Genomic DNA, 23996 nt, shown 5'->3' on the forward strand with positions numbered 1-23996 from the left:
CGCATACCGAACTCCTATGTTGTGGGCGACGACTTCCCGTTCATTCGGCCGCGGTCAGCCGGGCAATGGACCGCAGCGGGATGGGCAGCCACCCCGGCCGGTGCCGCGCCTCGTAGCCGGCCTCGTACACGGCCTTGTCGAGTTCGTACGCGGCCAGCAGCCGCGCCGAATCCCGCGGGTCGGTGTGCGACGCGGCCGCATAGCCGTCGCAGAAGGCGGTGCGGTTGCGCTCGACCCACTCACGGGCACGCGCCGCCAGCTGCTTGTCGCCCTCGTGGTCCACCAGCGGCCCGTAGGCGGCGTACTCGAACGATCGCAGCACGCCGGCCACGTCGCGCAGCGGCGAATCCGGGGCCCGTCGCTCATCGAGCGGCTGGCCGGGCTCACCCTCGAAGTCGATCAGCAGCCAGCTCTCCGGGGTGCGCAGCACCTGTCCCAGGTGCAGGTCACCGTGCACGCGCTGGACGGTGATCGTCTCGCCGGCCAGCTTGCCGAAGCGCTCTTCGACCGTCGCCGCGTGTTCTTGCAGCTCGGGCACCAGCGCCGCAGTCGACGCCAACCGGGCCAGCACGTTGTCCACCGGGAAGGTGGCCTGCGCGGTACCCAGGGTTTCGGCGAGGGTGGCATGCACGGACGCGACGGCCTCCCCGAGCCGGTAGGACTCACCGGCGAAGTCGCCGCCGACCTCGTGGGCATACAGGTCGCCCTCGGCGAACAGGTCGCGGACGCTGGCCGTGGCCATGGCCCAGCCTTCGGCGGCGTTGGCCTCGAACTCGGTGACCATGCCCAGTGGCCACGCCGTGTCCTCGGCGCCGTCGTCCCCGGCGATCTCGTAGGTGCCGAGCAGTCGGGCCACGTTCGGGTTGCCGGCCCGGCCGAGCACCCGGTTCAGCTCGATGTCGGGGTTGATGCCGCGGCTGACCCGACGAAAGACCTTGAAGATCGCGTCCCGATCGAAGATCACGCTGGTGTTGGACTGCTCGGCATCGGCGACCCGCGGCCACGCGTCCAGCGGAAGCCTGACATCGGGCTCTTTGCGAAACACCACTTCGGTGCCGGCCGAATCGCGCGTCGCGGACTGGTCGATCAGCGACAGCAAGAACCGCGGGCCGTCGGTTCCATACAGCGCGTCATAGCCGGTGTGGTCGTCGGCCGAGCCGATGGTGGCCACGGTGTTGTACTCGGTGACCGGCTCGGCGTCCCACCCGACCAGCACCTGATAGCGCTCCGCGGGGCCACTGGCGTAGGTGGCGTCGACCAGCACCAGCTCGAGCTTGTCGCGCAGCGGAACGACCAGCCCGACCTCGGCGCGGGACAGCTGACGATTGCGCCCGGCGTACCACCGTTGCTGCGGCAGCCATTCGGTCCAGGGCAGCTTGGCTGACTGACTCATGCGTTCTCCTCCGATGCGCACAGCTGGAACCAGTAGAACCCATGTCCCGGCAGTGTCAGCAAATAGGGCAGATGTCCGATGCGTGGGAACTCCACCTGGCCGGTGAGTTCGATCGGCGTGTGGCCGCTCCAATGTTGCAGGTTCAGCTCGATCGGCTGCGGGAACCGCGAGAGGTTGTTGACGCACAGCACGATGTCTCCGTCGTCGGGCGCTTGGCGCAGAAACGCCAGCACCGACGGGTTCGTCCCGCCGAGTTCCTCGAACGACCCGATCGCGAACGCGTCGTGACGGCGCCGCACCGACAGCATCATGCGGGTGAAGTTGAGCAGCGACGTCGAGGTGTCCCGCTGCGCCTCGACGTTGACGGCCTGATAGCCGTAGACCGAATCCTGACTCGGCGGCAAATACAGCCGGCCGGGATTGGCCTTGGAGAAGCCGGCGTTGCGGTCCGGCGTCCACTGCATCGGGGTGCGCACGCCGTCGCGGTCACCGAGCCAGATGACGTCGCCCATGCCGATCTCGTCGCCGTAGTAGAGGACCGGCGATCCGGGTAGCGACAGCAGCAGCCCGGTGAACAGCTCGATCTGGTTGCGGTCGTTGTCCAGCAGCGGCGCCAGCCGGCGGCGGATTCCCACGTTGGCCTTCATCCGCGGGTCCTTGGCGTACTCGGAGTACATGTAGTCGCGCTCTTCGTCGCTGACCATCTCGAGGGTCAGCTCGTCGTGGTTACGCAGGAAGATCCCCCACTGCGCCATGTCCGGGATCTCGGGCGTCTGGGCCAGGATCTCCGAGATCGGGAACCGCGACTCGCGCCGCACCGCCATGAAGATGCGCGGCATCAGCGGGAAGTGGAAAGCCATGTGGCATTCGTCACCGCCGGTGCTGGCGTCACCGAAGTACTCCACGACGTCGGCGGGCCACTGATTGGCTTCGGCCAGCAACACCCGGCCCGGGAACTCGTCGTCGATGACCTTACGGACCCGCCTGAGGAATGCGTGGGTCTCCGGCAGGTTCTCGCAGTTGGTGCCCTCACGCTCGAAGAGGTACGGCACCGCATCCAGCCGGAAGCCGTCGATGCCGAGATCGAGCCAGAACCGCAGCACATCGATCATCGCCTCTTGCACGGCCGGGTTGTCGTAGTTCAGGTCCGGCTGATGGGAGAAGAACCGGTGCCAGTAGAACTGCTTGCGGACCGGGTCGAACGTCCAGTTCGACTCCTCGGTGTCGATGAAGATGATCCGGGCATCGGTGTACTTCTCGCTGGTATCGCTCCACACGTAGAAGTCGCCGTACGGGCCGTCGGGGTCGTGGCGTGACTCCTGAAACCATGGGTGCGAATCCGAGGTGTGGTTCATCACCAAATCGGTGATGACCCGGATCCCCCGCTCGTGCGCCGCGTTGAGCAACGCCACGAAGTCGTCGACGTCGCCGAACTCGGGCAGCACCTTGTAGAAGTCGCGGATGTCGTAACCGCCATCGCGCAGCGGCGAGTCGTAGAAGGGCGGCAGCCAAATGCAGTCGATCCCGAGCCACTGCAGGTAGTCCAGGCGCTGCAACAGCCCGCGCAGGTCACCGGACCCGTCCGCGTTGTCGTCCAGGAATGCCCGGACCAGCACCTCGTAGAAGACCGCGTGTTTGAACCAGGTCGGGTCGGCCGGCAGCGAGGCCGCGATCTCGAAATCCTCCGCGTTGGGGTGTTCGACTACACCCCCCTCGACGTGACTGCCTCCCGCGGGATCGTGCTCCAAGTCCTTTTTCGAGGCGTCGTTTGCGTCGTTCATCGATTCCACGATGCCACGTGTACCCGAGGCGAGCAGATCGGAATCACCTCGCTAATCTGCCGTCCCGGCAACCGAATTGGCCTCCGGCCAGGTATTTCCGCGTCCGGATCAGGCGGGAGGCCCGTCACCCAGAGTCACCGGCGCGCTGCGGGGACCGCCCCCGGAGTTCCAGTGCAGCGTGATCACGTCCCCGGGGTGATGCGGAACCAAGACGTCCGTCATCGCGGTGGGACCGTTGATCGGCACATTGTCGACCGCGGTGATGATGTCACCGGGCGCGATGCCACTCCCGGCGGCGGGGCCGCCGTCAACCAGGCGTTGGACCCGGGCTCCGTTGCCGCCGTTTTCGGCCACGCCCATGCCGATGAAGGCCGTGGGCCCGATGTGCACGGTGTTGGACCCTGCGCCGGAGCGGATTTGGTTGGCGACGCCCATCGCGTGACCGATCGGAATCGCGAAGCCCTGCCCGCCGGACATTTTGTAACTGTCGGTGGCGGCAGTGTCCACGCCGACCACCTGCCCGGCGTTGTTGACCAGCGGCCCACCCGAGTCGCCGGGCTTGATCGCGGTGTCGGCCTGGATCAATCCGCCCAGCGTCTCGTCGGCGCCGGTCAGGGTGTCGGTGGCCGAGACCGTCTGGTTGAGCGCGACGACACGGCCGGGCACCACGCTGGGCGCTCCGCCCTGCCCGTGGGTATTGCCGAGCGCGGTGACCGGCTCGCCGATCCCGACGCCACCACCGATCGCGGCGGCGGGCAGGCCGCCCGCACCCCGCAGCTGCAACACCGCGATGTCGGCGGTGCGGGAGTAGCCGATCACGTCGACACCGTAGGTCTGACCGTTGCCGACGTCGAACGCGGAGATGTCAGTGGCCGCCGAGATCACGTGGTTGTTGGTGAGCACCACGCCGGCGGGATCGATGACGATGCCGGTTCCGGCCCCGATCGCGTTGTTGTAGCCGAACCGGGTGCTGATGTTGACGACCGAAGGTCCGACCTGGCCGGCAATGTCCAGCGGGAACATCGGTGCGTCGCGGAAGCGGTCCAGCGCCAGAGTCGACGGCGATGCAGCTGCCGGCACCGTGGTCAGGCCCAGGCCCAGTCCCACCACAGCCAGCACACTGACCAGCCATGACCACCAGACTGAGCGGGGGTGCCCTTTGCTCATCCCGTACCTCCCTGCATCGGGGTTCGAACCAGAAGCGGCCCAGCCTCCACGTCTGGACCGCACATTTTTGTGTACCTCACCGTAATGCAGGTAGCTAGTCCAGGGCGCACGGAACGCTGATCGGCTGCACGCCCCTAAGCTGGCGCAAGCTGGTTCTAAGCTGGTTCAGTGGGCGAATTCGACCCCAAAGTCCGGTTCACGCAGTCCCCGGTGGCGCGGCTGGCGACCAGCTCGGCCGACGGAAAACCGCACCTGGTGCCGGTGGTTTTCGCGGTCGATACCGACACGGTGTACACCGCGATCGACGCGAAACCGAAGAGCACGCAGCGGCTCCGCCGGCTGGCCAACATCGCGAGCAACGCGCAGGTCAGCCTGCTCGTCGACCACTACGCCGACGAGTGGACGCAGTTGTGGTGGGTCCGGGCCGACGGGGAGGCTTGCATTCATACCGACGGCGTGGCCCTGCACACCGGCTACCGGCTGCTACGCGCCAAATATCCTCAGTATCAATCGGTTTCGCTAAACGGCCCGGTCATCGAGATAACGGTGCGCCGCTGGTCGAGCTGGCACGCCTGACCTAGCGCGTCGCGCGCGAAATTGTGGCCGGCCCGTGGCCTTGTATTGGGCGGCAGTTGGGAGAAAGGTTGCCTAATACGTTCTGTGAGCTAGGACACACCGCGGCCGGCCGAGCGAACTGGAGGAAGGTCATGGCGGACAAGGCGAACGCTTCGGTGGGCACGGGAGCAGCTCCCACCGCCAACCGTCCTGGCGATGTCCGCAACATCGTCCTGGTCGGCCCCTCGGGCGGCGGCAAGACGACGCTGGTCGAGGCACTGCTCGTCGCGGGCGGCGTGCTGACCAGGGCGGGATCGGTCACCGACGGCAGCACGATCTGCGACTACGACGACGCCGAGATTCGCCAACAGCGCTCGGTGGGCGTCGCGCTGGCCTCGCTGTCGCACGGCGGCATCAAGATCAACCTGGTCGACACACCCGGATACGCCGACTTCGTCGGCGAGCTGCGCGCCGGATTGCGTGCGGCGGATTGCGCACTGTTCGTGATCGCGGCGAACGAGGGCTGCGACGGTATTGACGAACCGACCAAGTCGCTCTGGCAGGAATGCAGCCAGGTCGGCATGCCCCGCGCCGTGGTGATCACCAAGCTCGACCATGCCCGCGCGAACTACATGGAGGCACTGCAGGCCGCGCAAAACGCGTTCGGCGACAAGGTTTTACCGCTCTACCTGCCGACCGGCTCGCCAGCCTGCGAAGGCCTGATCGGCCTGCTGTCGCAGCAGCGCTACCGATACTCCGGTGGCACCCGGACTATCGAGGCGCCGGATCCCGCCGACGCCGACCGGATCGAGGACGCGCGCGGCACCCTGATCGAGGGCATCATCGAGGAATCCGAGGACGAGTCCCTGATGGAGCGCTACCTCGGCGGTGCGGCGATCGACGAGGCCGTGCTGATCGACGATCTGGAGCGCGCCGTCGCCCGTGGGTCGTTCTTCCCGGTGATCCCGGTCTGCAGCGGCACCGGTGTGGGCACCCTGGAACTGCTCGAGATCGCCACCCGCGGCTTCCCGTCCCCGATGGAACATCCACTACCGGAGGTGTTTACGCCGCATGGCGCCCCGCATTCGGAGCTGGCCTGTGACGCGGCGGCGCCGTTGTTGGCAGAGGTGGTGAAGACGACGTCTGACCCGTACGTCGGTAGGGTGAGTCTGGTCCGGGTGTTCTCCGGGACCATCAGGCCCGACACGACGGTGCATGTGTCGGGTCATTTTTCGTCCTTCTTCGGGCAGACCAACGGCTCCGACTCCCGGGGCAATACCCACCCCGACCACGACGAAGACGAACGCATCGGGGTGTTGTCCTTCCCGCTGGGCAAACAGCAACGACCCGCACCCGAGGTGGTGGCCGGCGACATCTGCGCGATCGGCAAGCTGAGCCGTGCCGAAACCGGCGACACCCTGTCCGACAAGGCCGAGCCCCTGGTGCTCAAACCGTGGGCCATGCCCGAACCGCTGCTGCCGATCGCCATTGCGGCCCATGCCAAGACCGACGAGGACAAGCTGTCGGTCGGGCTGGGCCGGTTGGCCGCCGAGGACCCGACCCTGCGAATCGAGCAGAATCAGGAAACCCACCAGATCGTGCTGTGGTGCATGGGTGAGGCCCACGCCGGGGTGGTTCTCGAGGCACTGGCCAGCCGGTACGGCGTCGCCGTGGACACGGTCCAACTGCGCGTCCCGCTGCGGGAGACGTTCGGCGGCAAGGCAAAAGGCCACGGTCGCCACGTCAAGCAGTCCGGCGGACACGGCCAATACGCGGTGTGCGACATCGACGTCGAACCGCTGCCGGAAGGTTCCGGATTCGAATTCGTCGACAAGGTGGTCGGCGGCGCGGTCCCGCGGCAATTCATCCCGAGCGTGGAGAAGGGAGTCCGCGCACAGATGGAAAAGGGTGTGCACGCCGGATACCCGGTGGTCGACATCCGGGTCACCCTGCTCGACGGCAAGGCCCACAGCGTGGACTCGTCGGACTTCGCGTTCCAGATGGCGGGTTCCCTGGCGCTGCGGGAGGCCGCCGCCGCGACGAAAATTGCTCTGCTCGAGCCGATCGACGAGATCTCGGTGCTGGTGCCCGACGATTTCGTCGGCGCGGTGATGGGAGACCTGTCCGGGCGGCGCGGCCGCGTGCTGGGGACCGACACCGCGGGCCAGGACCGCACACTGGTGCGCGCCGAGGTGCCGCAGGTCGAGCTGACCCGATACGCGATCGATTTGCGTTCACTGGCACATGGCGCCGCGTCCTTCACCCGAACGTTTGCCCGCTACGAACCGATGCCGGAGTCCGCCGCGACCCGGCTGCAGGCTACTGTTTGAAAGCACCTGATAAACAGCCAGATTGGGAGCCCCGGATTCGAGTATGTCGACGTTTAACGGGCTGCCTGCCCACATCCTGCTCAATCATTTCGTCGTTGTCCTAGCTCCGCTGGCGGCGATTCTGGCGATCCTGTGCGTGGTGTGGCCCGCGGCGCGGCGACGGCTGATCTGGCTGGTTCTGCTGCTGGCGGTGGGCACGCTTGTCTTGACCCCGCTGACGACCACCGCGGGCGTCTGGTTGTCGGCTCGCGTCGGTGCTCAGACGCCGGTGCTCACCAACCACGAGCAACTCGGCTCCACCCTGATCTACATCGTCGCGGCACTGGCGGCGACGGTCACGGTGCTGGCCGTGCTGCACGTCCGTGAGGCGCACGGTGTGGACATGAAGCTCACCCTGCACGCCGCGGTCGGGGCGCTGGTGGTCATCGCGGCGGTGGCCACGCTCGTGCAGACCTATCGGGTCGGTGATTCGGGTGCGCGCGCGGCGTGGGGGAACGTGACGTCGGGCCAGTGAGATTGGCGCACAGTCTTTCTCAGGCTCCGCCGAACTGTTGGGCTACGGCCCGCCGATCCAGCGAACCCTTAGCGGTGTGCGGCAGTTCGCTGGTGTGCAGGAAGGTGGCCGGCACCTCGTACGGCGCCAGCCGGTCACGGCAGAACTCCGTCAGCTCCTCGGGGCTGGGCGGAGTCGAACCCCGCGCGACGATCACCGCGGCGACCGTCTCGCCGTACATCTTGTCCGGCAGCCCGAGCACGGCCACCTCCAGAACGCCCGGATGGCCGGCCAGCACGCCCTCGACGCGTTCCGGCGAAATCTTCTCGCCGCCACGGTTGATGAGTTCCTTGATCCGCCCGCGAATGCTCAAGTCACCCGCCGGGGACAGCGACCCGAGGTCGCCGGTGCGCAGCCAGCCGTCGGTGAAGTTGGCGGCGGTGATCGCCGGGTCGCCGAGGTAGCCACGCACCACGGTCGGGCCACGCAGCCAGACCTCGCCGACGGCTTCGGGCGGAAGCGGTTGACCTCCGGGCGCGGCGATCCGGATCTCCGGGCTGGTCGATTTGCCGACGAGACCCGCTGTCTCGGAAGGGTTTTCGTCTTGCTCGATGCTGGTGGTCGCGACCTGATGGGTGCCTTCGGTCATCCCGAACGCGCACACCACGGTGGCCCCGAAGGTGTCTTGCAGGGCCTGAGCCGTTTCCGTGGTGAGCGGAGCGCTGCAGCTGCGGATGAAGTGCAGCGACACCCGTCCGCCACCCGGCTGCTCAGTCTTGGCGCGCTCCAACAGGATCTGGTGAATGGTCGGAACCGCGGTGTACCAGGTGGCCCCGACGGCGTTGATGTCGTCCCAGAAGGTGTGCGCCGAGAACTTCCCGCGCGCGGGCAACAGCACGGTCCCGCCGGATGCCAGCGTCGACAGCAGCGCGGCGATCAGACCGTGGCCGTGGTAGAGCGGCATCACCGCGACCGTCGCGTCCGCCGGGCCCAGCTGGTAGGCGGCGATGACCGCCCGCACCGAGCTGGCGATGTTCGTGTGTGTCCACGGAACCATCTTCGGCATCCCGGTGGTGCCGCCGGTGAACATGATCATCGCGTCGTCGTCGCGCAGACCCTCGGGCGTTGCCACGTCCGGATTCGGCGCCGCGGGCGCGTCCAGGTCGACCGACGACGGGGCACCGTCACCGCCGACGGTCACCGCGAACGTCCACCACACCAATCCCGGCTCCTCCTTGTCACCGGGACCCTCGCCGTCGGCCAGCACCACACCCGCACCGGCCACCGCACCGCGGGCACGCTGGTCGCCGACGGGCAAGGCCGGGTCCAGTGGTACCGCGATCAGCCCCGCGCGCGACGCCGCCAACAAGCCGACGACGAATTCGGCGTTGCTGCCCGACCGCAGCGCGATCCGGTCTCCCGGCCGCAAGCCACCCTCCTTGAGCTGCCCGGCCAGGTCGTCGACCAGTCGGACCAGCTCGCCGTAGCTGACCGGCGTGCGATCCGCAGTAACGACGAGCGCCGTCGCCTCCGGCTCGCGAATTGCCGCCGCCGCGACCAGATCGGCGATGCTCGGGGATTCGCCGGTCAGCTCCGCCGCCGGGGTGATCACATCAGACATCGCCGTAGTCCTTCCGCTTTATCGCATGTGTAACAGCACCTGATTGCACGATGCAGAGAAACCTCCCTGTTCGTCCAATACTGTTCAGCTCACGATCGATAATGCGTGGCTATCGATCGGCTGAGAAGCGGTCGATAACCCCCGTGAATCGGTGCATAGTGGCTTGGTCTTGGACAGCGGCGCGGACCCGGACCACAGTGGTGGATGACAGGCATGGACACGCGAGGAGTCGGGCAATGACCACACTTTCGGCATCATCTACCGCTGCGCCGGACGAGTCGCAGGACACTGCGCTGACCGACGGCTTCCACCTCGTCGTCGAGGCGCTCCAGGCCAACGACATCGACACGATCTACGGCATCGTCGGCATCCCGATCACCGACCTCGCCCGGGTCGCGCAGGCCTGCGGCATGCGGTACATCGGTTTCCGGCAGGAGACTTCCGCCGGAAATGCCGCCGCGGCCGCCGGGTTTCTCACCGGCCGCCCGGGAGTGTGCTTGACGACCTCCGGGCCCGGGTTTCTCAACGGTCTGCCCGCGCTGGCCAACGCCACCACGAACTGCTTCCCGATGATCCAGATCTCGGGTTCGAGCAATCGAGCGCTGGTCGACTTGCAGCGCGGCGACTATCAGGACCTGGATCAGCTCAACGCCGCGCGGCCCTTCGTCAAGGCGGCCTACCGGGTCGAGCGGGTCGAGGACATCGGGCTCGCCATCGCACGCGCGATCCGCACCGCGGTCTCCGGGCGGCCGGGCGGTGTCTACCTCGACATCCCGGGCGCGGTGCTGGGGCAGGCCATGGACGCCGCCGAGGGGGCCGAAAGCGTTTGGCGGGTCATCGATCCCGCGCCGCGCCAGCTGCCCGCCCCGGAGGCGGTCGATCGCGCGTTGGACGTGCTCGCGCGGGCGCGGCGGCCGCTGATCGTGCTCGGCAAGGGCGCCGCGTACGCGCAGGCCGATGGCGTGATCCGGGACTTCGTCGAATCCAGCGGAATTCCGTTCCTGCCGATGTCGATGGCCAAGGGCCTACTGCCGGATTCGCACCGCCAGTCCGCGGCGGCCGCACGCTCGCTGGCCATCGCCCGCGCCGACGCGGTGTTGCTGGTCGGTGCGCGGCTGAATTGGCTTCTCGGCCATGGTGAATCGCCGCAGTGGGCCGCCGACGCCAAGTTCGTGCAGATCGACATCGCGGCGTCGGAGTTCGACAGCAACCAGCCGATCGTGGCGCCGCTGGCCGGCGACATCGGATCGGTGATGTTCGCGTTGCGCGACGGCTTGGCCACCCGGCCGATCACGGTGCCGACGGAATGGACCGACGAGCTGGCCGATCGCCGAGCCCGTAACGACGCCAAGATGCGCGAGCGGCTCGCCGAAAATCCGCACCCGATGCGGTTTTACAACGCACTCGGTGCGATTCGTTCAGTGCTGCAAGCGAATCCGGATGTCTACGTCGTCAATGAGGGCGCCAATGCACTGGACCTGGCCCGCAACGTGATCGAGATGGAGTTGCCACGGCACCGCCTCGACACCGGGACCTGGGGTGTGATGGGCATCGGCATGGGCTACGCGATCGCCGCCGCGGTCGAGACGGGCCGGCCCGTCGTCGCGATCGAAGGCGACAGCGCATTCGGGTTCAGCGGCATGGAGATCGAGACCATTTGCCGCTACCGCCTGCCGGTGACGGTCATCATCCTCAACAACGGCGGCGTGTACCGCGGCGACGAAGAGCCCACCGGAGACAGCCCCGCCCCCACGGTGCTCAACGCCGGAGCCCGGCACGAGCTACTTGCAGAGGCGTTCGGCGGCAAGGGATATCACGTCACCACCCCGGCCGAGCTGCAGTCGGCGCTCACCGAGGCGCTCGCATCGAACGGGCCGTCACTGATCGACTGTGAACTCGACCCGGCGGCCGGGGTGGAGAGCGGACACCTGGCGAGCCTCAACCCGACCAGCGCAGCCAACCGGAAGGTCAGCGCCGACGGGTAACCCCAACCAGCGCAGCGTTGAAGAACTCGTCCAGCGAGAGTTCTTGCGCGGAGGCGACGAGCGCCCGGGCAACCGGCGACCCGGGCCCCGAGGAGTTGGTGGCCAAAGTGATTTCGGCCTTGACGACCGGATCGACCATTTCGACCGCCCGGATCTCGCCGCCCAGCGACGAGGTCCACAGCCAGGTATGCGGGACGATGCACGCCCAGTTGCCGGAGGCGACCTGTGCGAGTAATGAAGCCACCGAGTCGGTTTCGACTTGCGGGCTGACGGTGATGCCGTGGCCGGCGAAGGCCTCGTCGATGATTTGGCGGTCCCGCATGTCGGCGGTGAGCAAGGCCAGCGGCAACTGCGCGGCATCCGGCCAGCGCAACGTCGTTGCGCCGGACGGCAACATATCCGCCGGCGACAGCAGCACGTAGCGCTCCGCATAAAGCGGCACCAGGTCCACGTCGTGCGCGTCATCGTGCGATGCGTGCACGATCGCGGCGTCGAGCTCGAATTCCCGCAAGCGCCGGTACAGTTCGGTGGCCGCCAACCGGGAATTGATGTGCACCTTGACCAATGGATGCGCCGAGCAGAAGGCCGACAGCACCAGCGACGCCGTTGTCGATGCGGTGGGCACAGCGCCCAGCCGAAGCGTTCCGGTGATTCCCGATCGCACCGCGTCTACCTCGGCCTTGAATGCGTCATGCTCGGCCAGAATCCGCTTGGCCCACACGACCAGTCGCTCACCTTCGGGGGTGAGGCCTTCGAAGCTGTGCCCGCGGTTGATCAGCGTGACGTTGAGTTCACGTTCCAGCTTGGCGATCGCGGCGGACAGCGCGGGCTGCGATACATAACACTTCTCGGCGGCCCGAGCGAAGTGGCGCTCCTGGGCGACCGCGACGAAGTACTCCAGCTGACGAAAGAGCACTCGCACCTCCTCGGTCTGGCGGCACCGATTCCGCCGAGGTTAACCCGTCGGTGGCGATCGAACTCAACCGGTGATCCGATCGTTATCGTGGAGACCGGCCGGGAGTGTCATTGTTTGCTAAAAACCGTAATGGTCAGACAGCCAGTAGAATATCGTGGTGTTGATCGCACCATCTCGGAGGGTTGACGCCATGCGTCGTGGGGTTCGTTATCTATTTGTTATGGTCGCGATCACGGGTTTCGGCGTGCTGGGGTCCGGTTCCCACGCGGTCGCCTCGGTCCCGGTACCGGCGCCAACCCCCGCAATTGCCTCGATTTTGCCGGCCGACGGCGCGGTGGTGGGAATCGCGCACCCGGTCGTCGTGAAATTCACCGCGCCGGTGAGCGACCGATCCGCCGTCGAACGCTCCATCCACGTCGCCTCCCCGAACAACATCACCGGCCACTTCGAGTGGCCCGAAAACAACGTCGTGCAATGGGTTCCGAACCAGTATTGGCCTGCCCACAGCCACGTCTCCGTGGGTGTGCAGGAACTGACAACGGGTTTCGACACCGGCGATGCGTTTCTGGGTGTGGCCAGCCTCTCCGGGCACACCTTCACGGTCAGTAGGGACGGCGAGATTCTGCGCACGATGCCCGCCTCGATGGGTAAGCCCAGCCGCCCGACGCCGGTCGGTAACTTCACCGCGCTCGAGAAGCAACGCAGCGTCGTCATGGACTCGCGGACTATCGGTATCCCGCTGAGTTCGCCCGAGGGATACAAGATCACCGCTCAATACGCGGTCCGCGTCACCTGGAGCGGGGTGTACGTGCACTCGGCACCCTGGTCCGTCGACTCGCAGGGCCACGCCAACGTCAGCCACGGTTGCATCAACCTGAGCCCGGACAACGCCGCGTGGTATTTCAACAACGTCAACGTCGGCGACCCCATTCAGGTCGTCGCGTAGCAGTCCCGGGCCGCCCACGCTGGGTGTGGCGACGGTCACAGTGATCGGGTGGAAGACTCCTAGCGGGCCAATGGTTGGCGCTAAGGAGTCGTCCGAACTAGAGCCTGGGGGCTGGCATGACTACCGATGTGACGCGCGACAACGGCACCAGCGCGAGTGCGACGGCCACCCCACGAGAACGAGTGGCCGAGCGCATCAGCCGGGTGGAGGCGACCGACGAGCAATATCGAAACGCCAAGCCGGATCTCGCGCTGCAGGCCGCGGCGCGCCGGCCCGGTCTTCGCCTTCCGCAGATCCTGGAGATGTTCGTGGAAGGCTACGGTGACCGCCCCGCATTAGGGTGGCGCGCTCGCGAGTTGACCACCGATCCCGCGACCGGCCGCACCACCTCCAGGCTGCTCCCCCGATTCGACACGATCAGCTACCGCGATCTGTGGGCCAACGTCCGCGCCGTCGCCACGGCGTGGCGGCGCGGCGAGGCCGTTGCGGTGACGCCGGGGGACGTGGTCGCGACTCTCGGTTTCGCTAGCCCCGAGTACTTGACGCTTGACCTGGTGACCGGCTACCTGGGCCTGGTGGCGGTCCCGCTGCAGCACAACGCAACGGCGTCGCGGCTACAGCCGATCGTTGCCGAAATCGAACCCCAGGTGCTCGCCACCGGGGCGGAGTATCTCGACCTCGCCGTCGAGGCCGCGCTGGGCAGCACATCGTTGCGGCGTCTGGTGGTCTTCGACTACCAGCCGGAGATCGACGATCAGCGGGAGAACCTCGAGCGCGCGCGGGCGAGATTGGCCGACGCCGACATGGCGGTCACCATCGAGACCTTCGCCGAATTGGTCGAGCGCGGCCGCGCATTGCCGCAGGAGCCGATCTACACCGGCGAAACCGACGAGCGGCTGGCCATGATCATGTACACCTCGGGTAGCACCGGCCTGCCCAAGGGTGCGATGTACACCGAGCGCATGATCTTGAAGCTGTGGACCAACGAGCTCTACCCCGAATTCGCTGATATACCGGTGTTCAACGTCAACTTCATGCCACTCAACCACGTGGGCGGACGGATACCGCTGTCGTCGTCGTTCCAAGCCGGTGGCACCAGCTATTTCGTGCCGGAGAGTGACCTGTCCACGTTGTTCGACGACTGGAATCTGGTGCGCCCCACCGAAATGGGCATGGTGCCGCGGGTGGTCGAGATGCTCTACCAGCGTTACCAAAGCGCGGTGGACCGCCTGATCGGTCAAGGCGCCGAACCCCAGGACGCTGACGCAACGGCGAAAGCTGAACTGCGCGAACAACTTCTGGGCGGTCGTGTAATCACCAGCTTCTCCACCACCGCGCCGCTGGCCGCCGAGATGAAGATCTTTATCGAGTCATGCTTGGACGTGCATGTGCTGGACGGCTACGGCTTGACCGAGGTCGGGATGGTGTTCAAGGACGGTGTGGTGAGCCGGCCACCGATCCTCGACTACAAACTGATCGACGTGCCCGAATTGGGTTATTTCCACACCGACAAGCCACACCCGCGAGGCGAGCTGCTGGTGAAGTCGCAGACCGCATTCGGCGGGTATTTCAAACGCCCCGATGTGACGGCGAATGCGTTCGACCCCGACGGCTACTATCGCACCGGCGACGTGATGGCCGAAGTCGGACCGGATCGACTGGTCTATGTCGACCGGCGCAACAACGTATTGAAGTTGGCGCAAGGCGAATTCGTCGCGGTGGCACGCCTGGAAGCCGTCTTCAGCAGCGCCGCGCTGGTGCGGCAGATCTTCGTGTACGGCAACAGCGAGCGGCCTTACCTATTGGCGGTCGTGGTCCCGACCCTGGAAGCCGAGCAACGTTTCGCCGGTGATCCGGAGAGCCTCAAGGCAGCGCTGAGCGAATCCCTTCGTCGCACTGCCAAACTCGCCGAGCTGCAATCCTACGAAGTGCCCGCCGACTTCCTGGTCGACTCCGAGCCGTTCAGCGAGGACAACGGCCTGCTGTCGGGGGTCGGAAAGCTGCTGCGCCCCAAGCTGAAGGAGCACTACGGCGCCCGGCTGGAAGACCTCTACGCCGAGCTCGCCGCCACCCGCACCGCCGAGCTGCGCGCGCTGCGCGAAGGCGCGGCTGACCGGCCGGTCCTCGACACCCTGACGCGCGCCGCCGAAGCGTTACTGGGCCTGCCCGGCGGTCCGCCGCAGCCCGATACGCAGTTCCTGGATCTGGGCGGCGACTCGCTGTCCGCGCTGACCTTCTCTAACCTGCTGCAGGACATCTTCGATGTGCAAGTGCCGGTGGGCCAGATCATCAGCCCGGCGTCCGACTTGCGTCAACTCGCGGAATATGTGGAATCCGAACGTGAATCCGGCGCCAAGCGCCCCACGTTCTCGACCGTGCACGGCCGCGACGCCACCGAAGTCCGCGCATCCGAACTCACCCTCGACAAGTTCATCGACGCCGCCACCCTGGCCGCAGCCCCGCAGTTGCCGCACGCCACCGGCACGCCGCACACGGTGCTGCTCACCGGTGCCAACGGCTATCTGGGTCGCTTCCTTACCCTGGAATGGCTTGAACGGCTGGCCGAAAGAGGCGGAAAGCTCATCACCATCATCCGCGGCACCGATACCGAAGCCGCCGCCCAGCGCCTGGAAGGTGTTTTCGACAGCGGTGACCCACAACTCCTGCAGCGGTACCGCACCCTGGCCGCCGATCATCTCGAGATCATTGTCGGCGACATTGCTGAGCCGAATCTTGGCTTGGGCCAAGCGACTTGGGAGCGCCTCGCCCAAGACGTCGAGATGATCGTGCACCCCGCGGCACTGGTCAACCACGTGCTGCCGTACGACCAGCTGTTCGGCCCGAACGTCGTGGGTACCGCCGAGTTGATCCGCCTGGCGATCACGACGCGCATCAAGCCGGTCACGTACATGTCGACCGTTGCGGTGGCCATGTCGGTGGATCCCCACGCGTTCGCCGAGGACGGTGACATCCGCACCGTCAGCGCGGTACGTCGCGTCGACGACAGCTATGCGAACGGGTACGCGAACAGCAAGTGGGGCGGCGAGGTGCTGCTGCGAGAGGCGCACGACCTGTGCGGGTTGCCGGCCGCGGTGTTCCGGTCCGACATGATCCTCGCGCACAGCCAGTACGCGGGACAGCTCAATATCCCGGATGCGTTCACCCGGTTGATCTTCAGCTTGCTGGTGACCGGTATCGCACCGTCGTCGTTCTACCAAACCGACCCACAAGGAAACCGGGCGGTGGCGCACTACGACGGTCTGCCCGCCGACTTCGTGGCGGAGTCGGTGACCACGCTGGGCGAGCAGACGGCGACGGCCGGAACGTACCGGTCCTTCGACGTGATGAACCCGCACGACGACGGCATCTCGCTGGATGTGTTCGTCGATTGGCTGATCGCCGGCGGCAACGACATCCGGCGCATCGACGACCACGACGAGTGGTTCGGGCGTTTCGAGACGGCGCTGCGGGCGCTGCCGGACAAACAGCGTCAGCATTCGGTGCTTCCGTTGCTCGATGTCTACCGGAAGCCCGAGGCACCATTGCGTGGGGCGCCGGCGCCGACGGACGTGTTCCGCGGTGCGGTGCAGGCGGCGAAAATTGGTGCGGACAAAGACATTCCGCACTTGTCGGAGCGGCTGATCGAGAAGTACGTCGCGGATCTGCGGCTGGTCGGGCTGGTCTAGCCCGAAAAGCTAACCATGCAAACCGTTCTTGACCGCCGCGGCTTGCTTGCGGCCGACATCGGTGGCGACGGCCGGGTCGATCGGGTCGTTGGGTGCGCTGTCGAATTCCAGGTTGACCAGCGCCCTGCCCTCGGTGAACAACAACACCGCGATCGCCTGCGAATTATCGGGCGAAGCACCCGAAATCATCGCCCCGTTGGTGCCGACGTCGACGGGCTGCCACGTGCCGGCGACCTTCTTCGCGTAGTTCGTCTTGGTGTTCTCCAGGGCGGCAGCAGCGATCGAGGGATCGGCGACGACCAGGATGGTGTCGCCGATACGCCGGCTGTTGTCCGCATTGACGAACAGCTGCGCAACGCCGGTCGTGTTGTTGGAGTTCAGCACCGGTGGTTGCGGCGCCGTGAAATCCCCGCCGATATCACCGGGCTGGATCAGCAGCGCGCTGTAATCCGGCGGAGGTCCCGCCGGGGTGCTGGGGGCAGCAGTAGCACCGCTCCTGGACTGCGGGGCCGACGTCTTGCCGCCGTTGGCGCAGCCGGTGATCGCGATGCCGACCGCCATGGTGGCGGCCACCCAACCGGTGACAGTCCTACGCGCGCGTCGCATGGGCTTCCTTTCGGTCGAGGACAGGGCCAGCGCATATGAACATACGCCCGGTCGACAGGCGCCGGTTCGCGCCTATCCTGGCCAGGGGCCGGGCGCAAGTTTCGATTCAAGTGGTTAGGAGATCGAGATGACGGCTGAAGTGGCGCGCGCGGTACGGTTCGACCGCTACGGGGGCCGTGACGTGCTGTACGTGGCAGATATCGACATGCCGGCACCCGGCCAGGGTGAGGTAGTTGTCGAGGTTCGCGCCGCCGGCATCAATCCCGGTGAGGCCGCGATCCGATCGGGAGCACTGGACGAGATGTTCCCCACCACGTTTCCTTCCGGGCAAGGCAGCGACCTCGCCGGTGTCGTGACGGCAACCGGTCCGGGGGTCACCGAGTTCGCGGTCGGCGACGAGGTGCTGGGGTTCAGCTTACGGCGATCGAGCCATGCCACCCACACCGCCGTCCCGGTGGATCAGTTGATCCCCAAGCCTGCGCAATTGAGTTGGGAGGCAGCGGGTTCGCTCTATGTCGTCGCCGCGACCGCATACGCTGCTGTGCGCGCGGTCGCACCGCGGCCGGGCGAGACCGTCGCCGTGTCGGCGGCGGCCGGAGGTGTCGGCAGTCTCGTCGTCCAGCTGTTGGTCCTGCGCGAGGCGCGAGTGCTCGGCATCGCCGGCGCGGGCAACGCCGAATGGCTGCGGGCGCACGGTGTCATTCCGATCGGCTACGGCGGTGATCTTCAAGGGTTGGCCGAGCGGTTGCGCGAGGCGGCCCCGAACGGAATCGACGCGTTCATCGACTTGTTCGGCCCGGACTACGTCCAGCTCGCCGTGGATCTGGGGGTGACACCGGAACGCATCGACACGATCATCTCCTTCCAGAAGGCAGGCGAAGTCGGCGCCAAGACCGAAGGCAGCACCGACGCGTCCACCCCGGAAGTGCTCGCCGAGGTGGCCGACCTCATCGCCACCGGCGCCGTCGATTTCGACGTGGCCGCGACGTTCCCGATGGATCGGGTGGCTGACGCCTTCGAGGAACTCGAGCGCCGGCACACGCATGGCAAAATTGTTCTGCTGCCCAATGGTTCGCCGTAGTCGTCAGCCGACACCGACCTCCACGATCTTGACGATCACGAATACGACTGCCAGCACCAGGTAACCGCGCAGGATCAACAGCCCCGTCCGGCGAATCGGCGAAAGAGCCGGGCGGGCAAGCGACCTCAGGTCTGGAGTCTGCCAGGTCTGCTGTTCCTGCCGGCGCAGGGCTCGGCTTTCGGCACGGCCGAGTGGCGAGGCGAGTTTGGCCGCGCGAGTGTCGCTGTACCCCTGGTCGCCGATGATCGCCACGGCGCCACAAAGGACGCCCACCGCCGCACCGGCCGCCAACGATGCCTCGAGGGCGGCCGTGGACAGGTTCGGGAAGAACGTCGCCGCCGTCAGTGCCAGCGACAGCAGTACCAGTGCCCACACGATCGCCCACGCAACGACGTTCTGCCACAACGTGTTTACCCACGGCCCCAGGATCGCCCGGTCATTGCAGAGCAGAACCAGGAATACGGTCGCCGAGGGCAGCAGGATGCCGGCCAGCGCCTGCACACCCTGGGTGACCAACCCGAGGATGTGATCCGGGCTGAACGCCACCGCGGCCGACGCCCCGAGCAGCAGGGCGTATCCGCCGTAAAACCATGGCGCCTCGCTGATTTTCCAGTGCAGGGAGTGCCGCTGGCCCATCGCGTCACCGATCGCATAGGTGGTGGCCAGCCCGATTGCATTGGCCCCGATCAGCGAACCGTCGAGCAGGATAATCGCGAACAGCACGCCAACGGGGTGGCGCAGGGCCTTCGCGACCGCGCCGGCATCGGTGAAGCCGCCGGCGCCGGCCAGACCGAAGGCGGTGACCGCCATCAGCGCCGTAGCCCCGACAATGACCACGACGATGCCGATGATCAAGTCGGCTCGGGCATAAGGAATCCAGCGTGCCGTGATGCGCTTGTCCACCACGTTGGACTGCTGGAAGAACAGCTGCCATGGCGCCACCGTGGTCCCCACGATCGCGATGATCAACAGCAGGACTCCCGAGTTCAGTCCACCCGGAAACTGTGGAACCAGACCGCCGACAGCCACTTTCAGACTCGGATGCACCATTAGCACCATCGGGATCATCACCACGTTCACCGCGATGAGCAGGAACATCAGCCCTTCCCAGCGCCGAAACGAGCCGCCGGCGACCACGGCGAACAACAGGACCGCGGCGGCAGGGATCGCGACGATCTTCGGACAGCCCAAGAATCCCAACGCCAGTGCGACACCGATGAATTCGGTGACGATCGTCAGAGTGTTCAGGACGAGCAGATCACCGACGCTGAATGCGCCCCAGAACTTTCCGAACCGCTCGAAGATCAGGCGTGCGTGACCGACTCGGGCGACCGCACCCAAGCGCAGCACCATCTCCTGGTTCACGTACAGCACCGGAATGAGCAAGGCCAGCGTCCACAACAGACTCATCCCGTAGTCCTGGCCGGCTTGCGCGTACGTCGCGACGCCACCGGCGTCGTTGTCGCCCACCATGACGATCAATCCGGGCCCGGTGATCACCAGCAGGGTACGTAACCGCCGCCACCGGCCGCCCAGCGCGCCGGCGTCGTCGCGCTTGATACGGCCGAAGGCTCCGACGATGTCGCCGGTGTGCGCGGAATCCAACGCGGCCTGCGCGGCCGGCGAATGGGTGGAAGTCAACGTCATGTCGTTCTCGCTATCTCGGAGTCGGGCTACACAAGTCGGGTGTTCAACGCGCCCCAGCGGCGGGCTACCAACCCCCCGCCCGCCGCTGGGGACCGCTGGCGGACCGAATCACCGGTGGTTTCCCCCACCGCCCGGTGACTGTCCGCCCGGCGCGGACGAGAGCACGGCGACGGGCGTCAGCGACACATACAGGTTCGCCCGCTCTTCGGGCGTCGGGATGTGCATGGCGCACAACCTGTTTGTCAGCAGCCGACCCGCACGCAGCATCGACCGTCCGTGCAACCTTCCAAGGCCGCGAATACGTTGGGCAACAACAAAAGTCATGGGTTTCCCCCTGTCGGAAGCCCGATCAGTTCGTCGGCACGCCAAATACAACCTGGCCTTCGCCGCCGTCAATACGGTTGCAGGACAGCCAAATTGAGCTGGGTCAGCAGAAAGAAATGCCGGAACCGGATCGGTTCAAGATGGATTTCGGATAGCAACTATCGCCGGGACTCATCTCGCCCTCACCTCCTCACGGCCATGACACGCGCGGGTGTCCACGTTTCACACGCGGGAGAGGTACGAATGCCGGGCCATCAGCCCGCCGGCCGCACCCCTCTCGTCGGAGCTTCGGCACTGCACGGCGTATCTGGATCGACCGATGGTCGCGACCCGCTGCGCCCGGCTTCGCCGCGCTTGCGATCGCTCCTCGTCCAGAAGCCACTTGGGCTCAACCCTTGTGTCCGGGAAGAGCTGTCCTGACCCGGGGCGTCTCTCGACGTTCGGGGTCAGTGGCCTGTGTCCGTGCAGACGCCTCACCTACCGAGGTGCTTGCCCAACCATGCTGGCACTGCCACCCGCTGCTCGTCAAACTCCTTTTGTCACAATTGCGATCCTCCGTGTTCTGGGTCACACCTCGGAGCCTGCGGTCACCGCCCGGTGAAAGTCGCCGAGGCATACCCTCTACGGCATGGCCACAACCTTGCAAGACCCTCGCGTCGAGAGCGTGCTCGACCGGATGTACACAGAGACGAAGGACCAGATGTCACTGCTGCGTGAGCGCCATGGTCAGCTCGAGCGCCCGATGACCACCGCAGAACGCACCGAGGCGATGAGCGAGTTCTACATCCCGGTGACGCCGGACGCCGGCCGGCTGCTGTACGCACTGGTTCGGGCGACCCGTCCGACGACGGTAGTCGAGTTCGGAATGTCGTTCGGTATCTCGGCCATTCATCTCGCGGCGGCCGTCCGCGACAACGGCGCGGGGCGCGTGGTGACCACGGAGCTCAGCGCGAGCAAGATTGCCGCCGCGAGGAGGACGTTCGCCGAGACCGGCTTGGACGACGTGATCACGATTCTCGAAGGCGATGCGCTGACCACGTTGGAGGGCCAGGCCGGGCCGGTCGAATTCGTCTTGCTGGACGGGTGGAAGGATCTCTATCTTCCGGTGATCAAATTGCTCGAACCCCGGCTTACCACAGGCGCATTGGTGGTCGCCGACAACGCCAGCGCGCCCGACATGGCGCCGTATCTAGATCGGGTGCGCGATCCCGCCAACGGCTACACCAGCTTCAATTTCCTGGTCCGGGAAAGCGACAGCATGGAAGTCAGCTGCCGCACCAACGACTGAGCGCTTACCGCAACGACTCTTCGAGCCACGGCGTCAGCCACTTGACCCCTTCCGGGGTGAGGTGGACGCCGTCACTGCGAACCTTGATGCCGTCGACCTTGGCAGTGTAGACGCCGTCGGGGCAGAGCTTTTTGTTCAGATCCAGGATCTGAACATTCGGGTGCTGCGCAACAGTCTTGCGCAGCATGGCATTCCATTGATTGACCCGGTCCGGCTGGTCCTCCGGATACAAGCGGCCATCCGGCTTCTCGCCGCCCCGGCTGTACGGCACCGTGGCAACCATTACCCGGACCCCACTGGCGCTCGCGATATTCAGTGCTCGCTCCAGCTCGGCGTTGAGGTACGCGTCGAACGTCGGGTCACCGATATGGGTCCACTGCCCCTCGTTGACCCGGTCCACCGTCTCCCAGCGGCCGATGATCAGCAGCGCGACGTCCGGCTGGTCCTGACTGATCTGCGTTGCCCATCTGCCCGGCCACGTGTCGCATTCGGCTCGCTGATCCAAGGTCTGGCCGAGGTACCGGTAGGGGGTGCCGCGAACCAGGCTGCACCCGATGACCGTGTGGTCGAGGAACGCGAATCCGGGCGTCGGCGGGAGGAAGTGCATCCAGGTCCACCCGATCGAATCGCCGAAGACCGAAACGGTGAACGGCCGGTTGGGGTTTCGCGGCCCGACGGGGCGGCTTCCACCCGGCGAGGTGTTCGACACCGCGGCGACCGCCGAAACGTCCGGGGGCAGGCCGGTCTCGCGCAGGCCGGTTCCGGTGCCGACCGGAATCAGCAGCAGCGTGATCGCAGCGGCGCTGGCCACGGTGGCGGCGGCCAGCGGCAGCAGCGCCACCCGGGCCGGCCGCCAGCGGCGGAGGGGTTGTTCGATCAGCCAATACGACGCGGCGGCCGCCGCCAGCGTGAGCCCGCACCGGGCGGCGAACAGCGGTAGTCCCGACCATCCGGTGCGTTCGCCGTTGAGCGCCAGAAAGATTGGCCAGTGCCACAGGTAGATGCCGTAGGAGATGGTGCCCAGCCAGACGAGCGGTGGCGCGGCGAGAATGCGGGCGACCACGCCGCGCTGCTCCATCGCCACCGGGGCGACCACGAAGACCGCCGCGATCGCGACACCGATCAGCAAGCCGTGCCGGAAATCGCCGACATCGCCCGTCGCGAAGTGCGCCGCCGCCGCCAGCCCCGCTACCCCGATCATCGGCAGCAAGCGGGCCACCCGCCGTCCCCAGCGACTACGGATCATGCACCAGCCGCGGTTGAGCGACGGCCAATCCCGAACCAGCAGAGCCGCCGCCGCGGAACCGACCAGCAAGGCTTGCGCGCGAGTGTCGGTGCCGAAGTAGATGCGATCACGCGTGCTGCCGGCGACGAACACGATCGCGGCCGCCGCGGAAGCCAGCGCACCCAGGGTGGCGATCACGAAGACGGCGAAGCGCACATCGCCGACCGTGGCTCTCATGAAGTAGCGCTTGGCCCGCGCGGCCAGCAGCAGGGTGACCACGATCAGCAGCACGGGCCAGACGAAGTAGTACTGCTCCTCGACGCCGAGCGACCAGGCGTGCTGCAGTGGCGACGGCGGTGCACCCTGCGTGAAGTAGTCGGTCTTCTGCGCGACGAAACGCCAGTTCGCCACCCATAAGAACGCCGCGATCGCGTCGTCGCGCAACCCGGTAAGAGCTTGAGCGGGAAGCAGTTCGCGGGCGGCGCCGACGGCCAGCACCATCAACACCAGCGCCGGAAGCAGCCGGCGGGCCCGGCGAATCCAGAAGCCGGTGAGGTCGATGCGACCGGTACGCCCGAGCTCGTCGAGCAACAGCGAGGTGATCAGGAATCCGCTGAGCACGAAGAAGATGTCGACGCCCAGAAACCCGCCGCTCACACCGGGGATGCCGCCGTGGTCGGCGAGCACCAGGGCAACCGCTACCGCGCGCAGTCCATCGAGTGCGGGAATGCCGCTGCGCTGCTCGGGTTTATCCCAGATCGCCAGCCGGCCGACACGACGTACCGGGTCTACCCAACGATTCTGCCGAGCACAACCCGCCGGCGCGGAGTCTGTCCCGTCCGGCTCAGTGCCCGCTTTAAGCGCGCCCTGACCACTGTGGTGCCCGGCGCGGTAGTTGCTGCCGATACGTCGTCGCCCCTCCTCTTGATCTGAGCTAGCTTAGGGGCGACGG

17 protein-coding genes and 1 riboswitch are annotated in these 23996 nt (G+C 66.6%); of the genes, 8 read left to right on the top strand and 9 right to left on the bottom strand.

The genetic code is table 11. From position 1 onward, the window contains the following. Positions 1–40 precede the first annotated feature (40 nt). The 3 genes from SKC41_RS06165 to SKC41_RS06175 all read right to left on the bottom strand — a co-directional run bounded on the left by SKC41_RS06165 (position 41) and on the right by SKC41_RS06175 (position 4341). Positions 41–1393, bottom strand: coding sequence for a maltokinase N-terminal cap-like domain-containing protein (locus SKC41_RS06165; protein WP_330976815.1), 1353 nt, complete (start codon positions 1391–1393; stop codon positions 41–43). Next, positions 1390–3174: a maltose alpha-D-glucosyltransferase gene (gene treS, locus SKC41_RS06170; protein ID WP_330976816.1), complete on the bottom strand. Its 1785-nt coding sequence runs from the start codon at positions 3172–3174 to the stop codon at positions 1390–1392. The genes SKC41_RS06165 and treS overlap by 4 nt, the downstream gene beginning before the upstream one ends. Positions 3175–3282: 108 nt before the next feature. Further along, a complete protein-coding gene (locus SKC41_RS06175) occupies positions 3283–4341 on the bottom strand; it encodes a S1C family serine protease (RefSeq protein ID WP_330976817.1) in 1059 nt (352 codons plus the stop codon). 168 nt (positions 4342–4509) lie between these two features. On the opposite strand from SKC41_RS06175, the gene SKC41_RS06180 reads away from it, so the two are divergent. The 3 genes from SKC41_RS06180 (at position 4510) to SKC41_RS06190 (ending at position 7740) form a co-directional block, all read left to right on the top strand. Further along, on the top strand, positions 4510–4917 hold the full coding sequence (locus SKC41_RS06180) for a TIGR03668 family PPOX class F420-dependent oxidoreductase (RefSeq protein ID WP_330976818.1): 408 nt from the start codon (positions 4510–4512) through the stop codon (positions 4915–4917). A gap of 131 nt (positions 4918–5048) precedes the next feature. Then, positions 5049–7226: an elongation factor G-like protein EF-G2 gene (locus SKC41_RS06185; RefSeq protein WP_330976819.1), complete on the top strand. Its 2178-nt coding sequence runs from the start codon at positions 5049–5051 to the stop codon at positions 7224–7226. 43 nt (positions 7227–7269) lie between these two features. Then, positions 7270–7740, top strand: a complete 471-nt coding sequence (locus SKC41_RS06190) for a DUF2231 domain-containing protein (protein ID WP_330976820.1) — start codon at positions 7270–7272, stop codon at positions 7738–7740. A gap of 19 nt (positions 7741–7759) precedes the next feature. Here the strand turns inward: SKC41_RS06190 and SKC41_RS06195 are convergent, their stop codons facing one another. Further along, the gene (locus SKC41_RS06195) at positions 7760–9340 is read right to left on the bottom strand and encodes a FadD7 family fatty acid--CoA ligase (protein ID WP_330976821.1); all 1581 of its coding nucleotides are present in this window, start codon (positions 9338–9340) and stop codon (positions 7760–7762) included. 236 nt (positions 9341–9576) lie between these two features. Here SKC41_RS06195 and oxc point away from each other — a divergent pair, with 236 nt between their 5' ends. Continuing rightward, on the top strand, positions 9577–11325 hold the full coding sequence (gene oxc, locus SKC41_RS06200) for an oxalyl-CoA decarboxylase (protein WP_330976822.1): 1749 nt from the start codon (positions 9577–9579) through the stop codon (positions 11323–11325). Here oxc and SKC41_RS06205 read toward each other — a convergent pair. Continuing rightward, positions 11309–12241, bottom strand: a complete 933-nt coding sequence (locus SKC41_RS06205; protein ID WP_330976823.1) for a LysR family transcriptional regulator — start codon at positions 12239–12241, stop codon at positions 11309–11311. The genes oxc and SKC41_RS06205 overlap by 17 nt on opposite strands. 190 nt (positions 12242–12431) lie before the next feature. On the opposite strand from SKC41_RS06205, the gene SKC41_RS06210 reads away from it, so the two are divergent. Further along, positions 12432–13187 (top strand): L,D-transpeptidase, encoded by a 756-nt coding sequence (locus SKC41_RS06210; protein ID WP_330976824.1) that lies wholly within the window; start codon positions 12432–12434, stop codon positions 13185–13187. A gap of 116 nt (positions 13188–13303) precedes the next feature. Beyond that, a complete protein-coding gene (gene car / locus SKC41_RS06215; protein ID WP_330976825.1) occupies positions 13304–16873 on the top strand; it encodes a carboxylic acid reductase in 3570 nt (1189 codons plus the stop codon). A gap of 9 nt (positions 16874–16882) precedes the next feature. On the opposite strand, the gene SKC41_RS06220 is transcribed toward car, so the two are convergent. Beyond that, positions 16883–17479: a hypothetical protein gene (locus tag SKC41_RS06220; protein WP_330976826.1), complete on the bottom strand. Its 597-nt coding sequence runs from the start codon at positions 17477–17479 to the stop codon at positions 16883–16885. Positions 17480–17606: 127 nt separating this feature from the next. Here SKC41_RS06220 and SKC41_RS06225 point away from each other — a divergent pair, with 127 nt between their 5' ends. After that, a complete protein-coding gene (locus tag SKC41_RS06225) occupies positions 17607–18560 on the top strand; it encodes an NADP-dependent oxidoreductase (RefSeq protein ID WP_330976827.1) in 954 nt (317 codons plus the stop codon). 3 nt (positions 18561–18563) lie between these two features. Here the strand turns inward: SKC41_RS06225 and SKC41_RS06230 are convergent, their stop codons facing one another. Beyond that, positions 18564–20207 carry an NRAMP family divalent metal transporter gene (locus tag SKC41_RS06230; protein ID WP_330976828.1) on the bottom strand — a complete coding sequence of 548 codons (1644 nt, stop codon included), beginning with the start codon at positions 20205–20207 and terminating at the stop codon, positions 18564–18566. Between the two features lie 108 nt (positions 20208–20315). After that, a complete protein-coding gene (locus SKC41_RS06235) occupies positions 20316–20531 on the bottom strand; it encodes a hypothetical protein (protein WP_330976829.1) in 216 nt (71 codons plus the stop codon). Positions 20532–20796: 265 nt separating this feature from the next. Beyond that, positions 20797–21023: riboswitch (M-box (ykoK) riboswitch) on the bottom strand. A gap of 136 nt (positions 21024–21159) precedes the next feature. Here SKC41_RS06235 and SKC41_RS06240 point away from each other — a divergent pair. Further along, positions 21160–21819, top strand: coding sequence for an O-methyltransferase (locus tag SKC41_RS06240; RefSeq protein WP_330976830.1), 660 nt, complete (start codon positions 21160–21162; stop codon positions 21817–21819). A 4-nt stretch (positions 21820–21823) separates the two neighbouring features. On the opposite strand, the gene SKC41_RS06245 is transcribed toward SKC41_RS06240, so the two are convergent. After that, complete coding sequence (locus SKC41_RS06245) at positions 21824–23809, bottom strand: acyltransferase family protein (RefSeq protein ID WP_330978769.1); 1986 nt, start codon at positions 23807–23809, stop codon at positions 21824–21826. Positions 23810–23996: the final 187 nt, after the last annotated feature.

Source organism: Mycobacterium sp. 050128 (genome assembly GCF_036409155.1).
Classification (GTDB): Bacteria; Actinomycetota; Actinomycetes; order Mycobacteriales; family Mycobacteriaceae; genus Mycobacterium.

What these genes read in the sequence shown, in the direction of transcription:
- SKC41_RS06210 (WP_330976824.1), top strand. Translation starts at nt 12,432, where the DNA reads ATGCGTCGTGGGGTTCGTTATCTATTTGTTATGGTCGCGATCACGGGT.
- treS (WP_330976816.1), bottom strand. Translation starts at nt 3,174, where the DNA reads ATGAACGACGCAAACGACGCCTCGAAAAAGGACTTGGAGCACGATCCC.
- SKC41_RS06190 (WP_330976820.1), top strand. Translation starts at nt 7,270, where the DNA reads ATGTCGACGTTTAACGGGCTGCCTGCCCACATCCTGCTCAATCATTTC.
- car (WP_330976825.1), top strand. Translation starts at nt 13,304, where the DNA reads ATGACTACCGATGTGACGCGCGACAACGGCACCAGCGCGAGTGCGACG.
- SKC41_RS06220 (WP_330976826.1), bottom strand. Translation starts at nt 17,479, where the DNA reads ATGCGACGCGCGCGTAGGACTGTCACCGGTTGGGTGGCCGCCACCATG.
- SKC41_RS06230 (WP_330976828.1), bottom strand. Translation starts at nt 20,207, where the DNA reads ATGACGTTGACTTCCACCCATTCGCCGGCCGCGCAGGCCGCGTTGGAT.
- SKC41_RS06240 (WP_330976830.1), top strand. Translation starts at nt 21,160, where the DNA reads ATGGCCACAACCTTGCAAGACCCTCGCGTCGAGAGCGTGCTCGACCGG.
- SKC41_RS06175 (WP_330976817.1), bottom strand. Translation starts at nt 4,341, where the DNA reads ATGAGCAAAGGGCACCCCCGCTCAGTCTGGTGGTCATGGCTGGTCAGT.
- SKC41_RS06235 (WP_330976829.1), bottom strand. Translation starts at nt 20,531, where the DNA reads ATGACTTTTGTTGTTGCCCAACGTATTCGCGGCCTTGGAAGGTTGCAC.
- oxc (WP_330976822.1), top strand. Translation starts at nt 9,577, where the DNA reads ATGACCACACTTTCGGCATCATCTACCGCTGCGCCGGACGAGTCGCAG.
- SKC41_RS06185 (WP_330976819.1), top strand. Translation starts at nt 5,049, where the DNA reads ATGGCGGACAAGGCGAACGCTTCGGTGGGCACGGGAGCAGCTCCCACC.
- SKC41_RS06225 (WP_330976827.1), top strand. Translation starts at nt 17,607, where the DNA reads ATGACGGCTGAAGTGGCGCGCGCGGTACGGTTCGACCGCTACGGGGGC.
- SKC41_RS06195 (WP_330976821.1), bottom strand. Translation starts at nt 9,340, where the DNA reads ATGTCTGATGTGATCACCCCGGCGGCGGAGCTGACCGGCGAATCCCCG.
- SKC41_RS06165 (WP_330976815.1), bottom strand. Translation starts at nt 1,393, where the DNA reads ATGAGTCAGTCAGCCAAGCTGCCCTGGACCGAATGGCTGCCGCAGCAA.